Source organism: Phyllobacterium sp. P5_D12 (assembly GCF_054049495.1).
Genome location: NZ_JBFUMG010000155.1, coordinates 1 through 9,168 on the forward strand (window position 1 = coordinate 1; position 9,168 = coordinate 9,168).

At 57.2% G+C, this 9,168-nt stretch carries 7 protein-coding genes and 2 pseudogenes; 6 read left to right on the forward strand and 3 right to left on the reverse strand.

The genetic code is table 11. The features are described 5' to 3' along the window. Nucleotides 1–117 precede the first annotated feature (117 nt). Nucleotides 118–564 carry a pyridoxamine 5'-phosphate oxidase family protein gene (locus ACXJ5O_RS12355; RefSeq protein WP_457300142.1) on the forward strand — a complete coding sequence of 149 codons (447 nt, stop codon included), beginning with the start codon at nucleotides 118–120 and terminating at the stop codon, nucleotides 562–564. A 129-nt stretch (nucleotides 565–693) separates the two neighbouring features. Here the strand turns inward: ACXJ5O_RS12355 and ACXJ5O_RS12360 are convergent, their stop codons facing one another. Next, a complete protein-coding gene (locus ACXJ5O_RS12360; protein ID WP_457300143.1) occupies nucleotides 694–927 on the reverse strand; it encodes a hypothetical protein in 234 nt (77 codons plus the stop codon). 283 nt (nucleotides 928–1,210) lie between these two features. Between ACXJ5O_RS12360 and ACXJ5O_RS12365 the strand changes: the two genes are divergently transcribed. The 3 genes and pseudogenes from ACXJ5O_RS12365 (at nucleotide 1,211) to ACXJ5O_RS12375 (ending at nucleotide 4,581) form a co-directional block, all read left to right on the forward strand. Continuing rightward, nucleotides 1,211–1,603 (forward strand): phasin family protein, encoded by a 393-nt coding sequence (locus ACXJ5O_RS12365; protein ID WP_457300144.1) that lies wholly within the window; start codon nucleotides 1,211–1,213, stop codon nucleotides 1,601–1,603. A 69-nt stretch (nucleotides 1,604–1,672) separates the two neighbouring features. Beyond that, a pseudogene (locus ACXJ5O_RS12370) lies at nucleotides 1,673–3,321 on the forward strand (phosphoketolase family protein). Between the two features lie 57 nt (nucleotides 3,322–3,378). Then, the gene (locus ACXJ5O_RS12375; protein WP_457300145.1) at nucleotides 3,379–4,581 is read left to right on the forward strand and encodes an acetate/propionate family kinase; all 1,203 of its coding nucleotides are present in this window, start codon (nucleotides 3,379–3,381) and stop codon (nucleotides 4,579–4,581) included. Nucleotides 4,582–4,723: 142 nt separating this feature from the next. Here the strand turns inward: ACXJ5O_RS12375 and ACXJ5O_RS12380 are convergent, their stop codons facing one another. After that, nucleotides 4,724–5,329, reverse strand: a complete 606-nt coding sequence (locus ACXJ5O_RS12380) for a universal stress protein (protein ID WP_457300146.1) — start codon at nucleotides 5,327–5,329, stop codon at nucleotides 4,724–4,726. Nucleotides 5,330–5,420: 91 nt separating this feature from the next. Then, nucleotides 5,421–5,867, reverse strand: a complete 447-nt coding sequence (locus ACXJ5O_RS12385) for a hypothetical protein (protein ID WP_457300147.1) — start codon at nucleotides 5,865–5,867, stop codon at nucleotides 5,421–5,423. 555 nt (nucleotides 5,868–6,422) lie between these two features. On the opposite strand from ACXJ5O_RS12385, the gene ACXJ5O_RS12390 reads away from it, so the two are divergent. Both ACXJ5O_RS12390 and ACXJ5O_RS12395 read left to right on the forward strand, forming a co-directional pair. Then, complete coding sequence (locus tag ACXJ5O_RS12390) at nucleotides 6,423–7,799, forward strand: autotransporter-associated beta strand repeat-containing protein (protein WP_457300148.1); 1,377 nt, start codon at nucleotides 6,423–6,425, stop codon at nucleotides 7,797–7,799. Continuing rightward, nucleotides 7,759–8,940: pseudogene (locus ACXJ5O_RS12395) on the forward strand (autotransporter family protein). Before ACXJ5O_RS12390 ends, ACXJ5O_RS12395 begins: the two are co-directional and overlap by 41 nt. Nucleotides 8,941–9,168: the final 228 nt, after the last annotated feature.

Genomic DNA, 9,168 nt, shown 5'->3' on the forward strand with positions numbered 1-9,168 from the left:
CGCGGGAGTGGATATTTGGTGGTGAGACCAGATCCATGATCGAGGATCCCAGCGTGCCCATCCTCATGGCACGTTGAATAGGGACATCGTAACAGCGCGAACAGGGAGCAGTTCACCATGCAAATTACCGAGATGAACCAATTCGAAATCATGCAGGTGATCGAGAAAGCGACCGTGGGACGGCTGGCCTGTGCACATGACGGCCAGCCCTACATTGTCCCGCTGAATTTTGCCCATCATTTTGGCGCGCTCTACGCATTCACAACATTCGGGCGCAAGGTCGAATGGATGCGGAGCAATCCGAATGTTTGCGTGGAATTCGACAACGTCTCTGCAACCAATGATTGGCAGAGCGTCATCGTCATGGGGCAATACGAAGAACTGACGCACGGTCAGGACACGAACGAAGCACGGAACCAGGCCTATGGGCTTCTGAGCAAGCGAGCTGAATGGTGGGAACCAGCCTACGTAAAGACGGTGATCCGGGATCATGTGCGCCAGCTCCAGCCCGTCTATTTTCGCATCCTGATAACTGACAAGACGGGACATAAGGCAATGAAGTGACCACCTATGACAGGTGACGTTTTCTCTCAGCGAAGCGGGTGAAGGTCGGTTGCGGGTCACTGGTCTGGCTAGCTCTAAGCAAACGGTCGTGAACCTGCATGCCGCCCATGCAAAAGCCTAAATGCTGTGTCAACTCTTTCTACTGAACTTGCTCAAGTAGCTAGCAACGTCCACCTGAACTTTGGCGTCAAGCTTGAGAGCTGCCTGGTCAGCAATTCTGTTCATCGCGGCAAGCACTTCGAGCTTTCCCCATCCCGCGGCGAAAGCGTCGCTGAGCAGCTCCATCAATCGCAATTGGATTGCCAGTTCGCAATCCTCCGCACGCTTGGGATCGTTTAGGCAGCGTTGCGGTCTCGCGATCATCAAATGTTTCCTTTCACGCAGGATAAGCCTTGCGCCTTCCTACCGGAACATGGAGAAATCCTCGTCCATGCTAGCCTGGTCGAAAAGTTGCACTTTGATCTCGGTCAAAGAAGCTGGCGCTCATGCTTCGAACCAAATTCAGATTTGCTCGACCCAGGCTTCTGCAGGTCGAAATATTTGTGTGCGTCCTGTTTGACCTATGTCAAGGAAGCGCCGCGACGTGCGTGGGATGGTCAGTGACCTGATTGCAATCTGCTTTCAGGCTTCGATCGAAGGATCCCATATGTCGTACGCCTTTGCATCTCAGCCATCCGCATCCCTGTTTAACTCGGCTCCCTTTGCCCAGACGAGCCAGACATTGGCGATGGCAGCCGTGCACATACAGGCTCACTCGTTAAAAGCTTTGATCCGCCTGCAAATCGAATCTCTGGCGTTCGTGCAAAGCCTTTGCGAGCAGGACATGAAGCTGATCGACGATCTGGTCACTTMAGAGAAGTATCACAACACGTTTGGGGTTTACGGAGAATTTTGCCGCGACGCAGCTGCGGCTTACGCCAGCGAAACCCGCAAATTGATGTCCATCAGCTCCCGGATCGTCTCCGATTCGGCGAAATTTGCGAATGGCGAAGTCGACAGCGTTTTCGAAGACGTGACCGCTCGAACCATCGGACCTTGAGCTAATTCGGGCTTCTGACTGGACCCTTTCTTTTCACTAGCATTATTATAGCACTCACAGGAGGCCGAAATGTCCGCCGATGCAGCAGGCACCGCAAAGCATCTTTCTCGCCAGGCGTTGGAACAGATCGATCTGTATTGGCGGGCGGCCAACTATCTGACGATTGGGCAAATCTACCTCCTCGACAATCCTTTGCTCCGGAAGCCGCTGAAACTTGAACATGTAAAACCGCGGCTGCTTGGTCATTGGGGAACGTCCCCGGGCTTGAGCTTTATCTATGCTCACCTGAACCGGATCATCCGAGAACAGGACGCAAACATAATTTACATATGCGGGCCGGGGCACGGTGGCCCCGCAATGGTTGCGAACACCTATCTGGAAGGGAGCTACACCGCCCGTTACCCGGACGTCACCCGCAACGAAAAAGGCATGGGCAAGCTGTTCCGGCAGTTTTCATTTCCGGGGGGCATTCCGAGCCACGCCGCGCCAGACGTTCCTGGATCCATCATTTTTTGCGCGACGTGATGCAGGCGAACGTCACATCAAGAAACTTTCGGATTGTGGGGCCCGACGAAACCGCATCGAACCGCCTTCAGAACGTGTTCGACGTCACAGACCGCACGTGGATGGCTACGGTATTGCCGGAGGACACCAACCTTGGTCCCAATGGGAGGGTGATGGAAATCCTGTCTGAGCACACCTGCCAGGGATGGCTTGAGGGTTATCTTCTCACGGGCAGGCACGGTTTCTTCTCGTGTTACGAAGCCTTCGTTCACATCGTCGACTCAATGTTCAACCAGCACGCCAAATGGTTGGACGCGGCCCAAGACATTCCCTGGCGTCAACCGATCTCCTCCCTCAACTATCTCCTCACAAGCCATGTCTGGCACCAGGAGCATAATGGCTTCAGTCACCAGGATCCGGGTTTCATCGACGTCGCGCTCAACAAGAAGGCGGATGTCGTGCGGGTTTATCTTCCCCCGGATGCCAACACGTTGCTCTGCATGACTGATCACGTCTTACGCACGTGGGACAGGATTAACATCATCGTCGCCGGAAAACCGCCTCTGTGGCAGTGGCTGTCGCTGGATGAGGCGCGGGTCCACTGCAACGCAGGCCTGGGGATCTGGCATTGGGCGTCGACCGAAGGGGGCCTTGAGCCCGACGTTGTCTTGGCATGCGCTGGCGATGTGCCGACGCTTGAAACGCTTGCGGCCGTTAGCATCTTGCGGGAGTTCATGCCCGAGCTTCGTATCCGGGTGGTCAATGTGGTTGACCTCATGGCGCTGCAACCAAAGGAACGCCATCCGCATGGGCTCCCCGATGCAGAGTTCGATGCGATGTTCACAAAAGACAGGCCCGTCATTTTCTCCTATCACGGCTATCCATGGACGATCCATCGTCTGACCTACCGCAGGACCAACCACGACAACTTCCATGTGCGCGGCTACAACGAGGAGGGCACGACGACGACGCCGTTCGACATGACGGTGCTGAACGGCCTCGACAGGTTCAGCCTTGTTCTGGGCGTTATCGAACAAGTTGCTTCATTGGACCCTCAAGCGGCGGAACTGAAACAGCTCATGCAAGCAAAATTGTTGGCCCATCATGACTATATCCGCGAGCACGGTCAGGACATGCCGGAAATCCTGAACTGGAAATGGAGTACACAAGTCGACCAAACGGTGCGTGGATCACCGTCCTCTAGTCCGCATTGATAACGTCGGTGTGGGGCTGTGAGGACAAACCGCAATAAATCCGATAGTGCTGACATTATGGCCAACGCGATCCTTGTTCTCAATGCCGGGTCTTCAAGCCTGAAATTTGCAGTGTTCCAACAGAAGGACGGGTTGCCGGCCCTTCTGCGCGGCAACATTTCGTCCTTGGACAAGAACCCGCAGATGAAGGTTGTGGTTGGTGACAGCACGCAAGCGGAACACGTTAGCCTGAATATCGAATCGAGCGACATGAAGCGTGCGATGGAGCTTGCCGTTGACGAAATTTCCAACCGTGGCCTTACCCCTGTTGTCACGGCCGTCGGACACCGGATTGTCCACGGGGGTTCGGAATTTACTCGGCCCACGGTGTTGGATGCTTTGGTGATCGATAAATTGCGTGGCCTTGTGCCACTGGCACCTATGCACCAGCCGCGAAATCTCGAGATTATCGATGGCGCAGCAAGAGCTTTCCCGAATGCCATCCAATTCGGATGCTTCGATACGTCTTTTCACTTCGGCCGTCCAAGGTTGGCCACACTATACGGGCTTCCACGTGCGCTGGAACAGGAGGGCTTAAAGGCCTACGGGTTTCACGGGATTTCCTACGCCTATATCGCATCGCAGCTGAAATCGAGACACGGCGAGAAGGCGGGAGGAAGGGCTATTGCCGCCCATCTCGGCAGTGGTTCGAGCTTGTGTGCCATCAAAGGTGGCAAAAGCGTTGCGACGACGATGGGTTTTTCGACCTTGGATGGTCTTATAATGAGCACGCGCTGCGGGTCGATTGATCCTGGCGTTGTCCTTCATTTGTTGCAGCAGCGCGGCATGTCGATCGAACAGGTCGTTCAGATGCTCTACAATGAATCCGGCATGCTAGGCGTCTCCGGCGTTTCGGGAGACATGCAGTCGCTAATTGAATCCGATGAACCGTCTGCCAAAGAAGCAGTCGATCTTTTTGTCTATCGAGCGGGCAGGGAGATTGGTTCCATGGCTGCCGCTCTGTCTGGATTAGACACGTTGGTTTTCTGCGCGGGCATAGGCGAGAACTCACCGCTTATCCGCCAAAGGATCGGAGAGGCTGCTCGATGGCTTGGCGTGGAGATCGATGCGGAACGCAACGGGCGCGGCGATGAACTGATCAGCGCCCCACACTCTGCAGTCGAGGTGCTCGTCATTCCAACCGATGAAGAAAAGGCGGTTGCCGTCGAACTGATGAAATTGCCGTCAGAAAAACTCAGTGCTTCCCGCACGAATGTTTGACGAAGGCCATTCCGCGGCCGACCATCCGCATACATCATTATTGTCGACGAGAGGAGGCGGCGATGAACACAAACGCCGATCGCCCCTTAGGGCGCGGGCAAGTCGCTATCAGGCGCAGTGCGCCTGATCTCGCTGCCGCCTTTCAGTGCGAAAACAGGATTGGCAGGCGAACATCGTTCAAAACGTCTGCTGTCGCGCCACCCAGCACGAAATCTCTGATACGCGAATGACCAAATCCGCCCATGACCAGAAGTTGAACTCCAAATTCCAGCGCATGTGCCTGAATGGCCTCTCCAATCGCGCGGTCCCCCACGCGGAGAGTGAGAACCTCAGCAGTCAGACCGCGCCGCTGCAATGCAAACGCTAGTCGTTCGCCGATGTTCTTGTCGATGGGCTTTTCATCCAGCACCGTCGCAACCGAGATTCGCTTCGCGCGCATCAAGAATGGCGTTGCGTCGGCGAGGGCCCGCGCGGCGACCCGGCTCCCGTCCCATGCGATCATTACATGGTCGATAACCCCAACAGTCATGGAAGAAGGAAGGAGGACAACAGGACGGCCGGAGCCGAAGAGGACTGCCTCAGCTACTAACCTCGTTGAAGAGGCAGAGGCATCCCATTCCATCAGGGAAAGGTCACCGTATCTTGCCTGTGAGGCAGCAATTTCGCCAATGCCAGACGGAGGCCCATTTGTTTCATCTGTCGTTACGGATACACCTGCTTTGACAGCCGCGGTCCTCAAAGCGTCCAACAATTTTTTCCCCGCAGCGCGGCTCTTATATTCGGCTTCCCGGATCATCTGCGGAACGTTCAGTAAAATTCCGGAGAGCGCGGTGGAAACGTCAGGGATGTCCACGTAAATGCAATGTGCGCGTATAGCGGAGCAAATCCTTAGCGTTGTGGAGGCGGAAGCCTGAGTTGATCTGCTCCCCCAGAAAGATCTCGTGCTGGTATCCGGCTTCGAGTGCACGTTCTTTGATCCATCCGACTGAAGCGTCGTCCAACGATTGAAATACGTCGACGAGAGCCGGACCTGTCGACCGCTCGATTCTAAAATCCGGGAAATGGAACGACCTTTTGTCGACAAGCTCCAGCGGAAGGCACGACCACGACAGGACGTCCGGATCGAAATCGAGCAAACATGCGCAATCTCTTGCAAGCGGGTTGCGGAAGAGTGGAACGCCGACGCAGCGAACGGTGCCGCGGGGAGAATAGGAATGCCGCGCAGCTTCGGCGCGGACTGACGTAAGGATATCTGTGTCGATGGGGATTGGGGTATGAGCGGTCATGAGACCCTCCACATACATACGCAAAAAGATCGGCGGCCGCAAAATCGGTTCAGCGTGAGATCAGCGTATGAGGTGGATCGCAAGTCGGGTCATGCGGAACAGATGGAGAACAAATGACGTGGTGTCAACGTCTCAAGACGAGTTTCGATGCCGAAGAACCAAAAAAGCGGCCGGCTATATTGGTTGCAAGGAGAAACGAACAGTGGGCGGTATTTCTTGATTGCAGAAAAATAGCTTCTCTAAAGTCGGGTTGTTCAATAACGCTTTGGTCGCGAGGCCCATTGATCTTCCGCCTGGGTTGTAGGACGATGCAAATATGGGGTTGAGCCACCAGTTCACCCCCTATTGGCCAACCCGGCGCGAACCCCACACTGTATCTATGCGGCAACACTCCTCCCCATTTGCGCCGGTCAATCTCGTGGAGGACGATTTGCGCTTTCGGTTTCGGCGCGTTAGCGGCAATGTTACCCCGATCCTGCCGGAGGGGGCAGGTGGCACCGCCATGGGGTCCCTGAGGCTGCCAAGGGTGTCGTGCGCAGAGGGGGGAGCATGCTTATGCGCGCACTTGCCCGCAGACTGCTCGTTTGGCTATGGACGCAACGCTTTTCGCGGATCAGATTGCTCGCGACAATCGCGCTTTTGACAACATCTACGGTTTCGACACACGCCCAGACCAACTGGACCGGAGCGAGTTCCACTAATTGGTTTGAGCCCGGCAACTGGGATGCGGGTACCCCCTCGGCGGGGACCAGTGCAAACGTCGACACCGTGAGTCCGAATGTGACGGTGCTTGGCACTCCAGGCGCATCTGCACTTAATCTCGCCGTCGGTCAAAACGGGATAGGGGCGCTTACAATCCAAACAGGCGGGACATTGACCAACGCCGGCGGATTTGTGGGCAATTTACCTGGCGGGCAAGGGATTGTGACTGTATCCGGCGCTGGATCCGCGTGGACGAACATCGGAACCATCGTGGTCGGCGGTCAGGGCACGGGGACACTTACAATTCAGGAGGGCGGCACGGTGAGGAGTGGTGGCGGCGGCTCTATGGGATTGGCTGCCGGCTCGACAGGTACGGTGACGGTGACCGGCCCAGGCTCCAGTTGGATCAACGAAACAGCCGGGGGGAGCATCGCGGGATTCAATATAGGTAGCTTCGGTACGGGCTCACTCGCCATCGCCAACGGGGGGATGGTCATCAACGCTACGCCTTTAACCGCCAACATCGGTAATAATGCAGGCTCGCGGGGTACAGTGAGGGTGTCTGGCGCGGGCTCCACTTGGAGCAACAGTTCAGGAGTGAACATTGGCACGTCGGGAACGGGTACGCTCACGATTGCGAATGAGGGTGCTGTCACCGCAGGGCCCATTGTGATCGCGGCGAATGCGGGTGCAGTTGGAACACTCAACATCGGCGCGGGAGCGGGGAATGTGGCAGTTGCACCCGGCACGCTCACTGCGCCAGGCCTCGCGTTCGGCGCTGGCTCCGGCACGCTCAACTTCAATCACACGAGCACGAACTACGCGTTTGCGCCCGCGATCACCGGCACCGGCACCGTCAATGTGTTCGCGGGCACAACCACGCTCACAGGTGGCAACAGCTATAGCGGGGCGACGAATGTCAACGCGGGCACGCTACGGGGAGGCGCACCGAACACGTTCAGCCCGAATTCGGCAGTGACAATCGCAAGCGGCGGAACGCTGGATCTCAACGGGTTCAGTCAGACTGTTCTCAGCGTCGCCAGTGCCGGCTTGGTGAACATGGGCACGGGCACCGCACCGGGCACGGTATTGACGACGACAAATTACGCGGGAACCGGAGGAACGATCGGCATAAATACGTTTCTCGGTTCGGATGGATCCCCCTCCGACCGGCTTGTGATCGACGGGGGTGCGGCTGCTGGCCGGGTTTGCGGCCGCGGGTCCGTATGATTACCTTCTCTTCCGTGGCGGTTCGACACCCGGCAGCGAAGACGACTGGTTCCTGCGCAGCAGTCTTCAGCCGGTACCACCGGAACCACCCGTGCCGGGAGCTGGGCCTGGCCTCAACCCCGAGCCACCAGGATCTCCGGTGCCGCGCTTTCGCCAGGAGGTTTCACTATATGCGGCGATGCCGGTGTTGGCCCCGATCTACGGCCGCCAAATCATTGGCACGCTGCACGAGAGGATGGGTGGCGACGCTCAGCTGCTCGGTCCGGGAAGGCAGGACATCCTCGACGGAGCGTGGGGCAGGATCATCGGCTATCGTGGTCACCGCGAAGGTGATCCGATCGGCATTTATGGTCGCAGTGGTCCGTCCTTCGACTACGACTTTGGCGCGATCCAGACCGGCCTCGATCTCTACCGAAACGAACTCCCCAACGGCCAGCGTGACAATGCCGGCCTCTATCTAGCCGTCGGCCGCGGCAATGCCAATGTCGAACACAACATCCTGGGACGCACCTTCAAGGGAGGCGAAGACAAATTCAACGCCGTCACCGTCGGCGGCTACTGAAACCGCTTCGGTGAGAATGATTGGTACCTTGACGGCGTCCTGCAGGGAACATGGTATGACATGGACATGACGGCAGCGCGGGGCTTGCGCGACGGTGACACGAACGGCTTCGGTCTGGCAGCCTCGCTCGAGGGAGGATATCCGTTCCACCTTGGCAACGGCTGGCTGCTCGAGCCGCAGGCGCAGCTGGTCTACCAGGCGCTCAACATTGACGATTTCAACGACGGTGCGGCCGATGTCAGTTACTCCGACACCGATTCGTTAGCCGGCAGGATTGGCGCGCGCGTGGCGCGCGACTGGGATGCCGGTGGCGAAGCATCGAAGCACAGGTTCACGCTGTGGGGACGGGTGGACTTCTGGCATGAGTTCCTTGGCGATCCGACGACCGAGTTCTCGTCTGCCACGGGCTTCATTCCATTCACCGTCGACTCGAGCGATACCTGGGGCAAGCTCGGGATCGGCGCTTCCATGCAGGTCAGCGATGCCACGACCATATATGGCAACGCCAACTATGAAGCCAGCTTCGATGGCGACGCCAATGCTTGGGAGGGCAAGTTCGGTATCAAGATGACCTGGTAGCGATCCCGCGACCAACTGAAGCGCACGTCATGTGTCGCTTAAACCCGCAGGTCGCCCCGAGCGGTCATTCTGGATCCCGATGCTGGCTTGAAATCGACACCAAGCAGGAGGAGCCTTTCCATCATGAAGCTTGGGTCGGCACCAAGGGACTCAAACCACTATCGTCCGATCAGCATTCTATGTGCGGTTTGACTGCGCGGCTATCCATTTGGCGGTGACCTGCTGGAT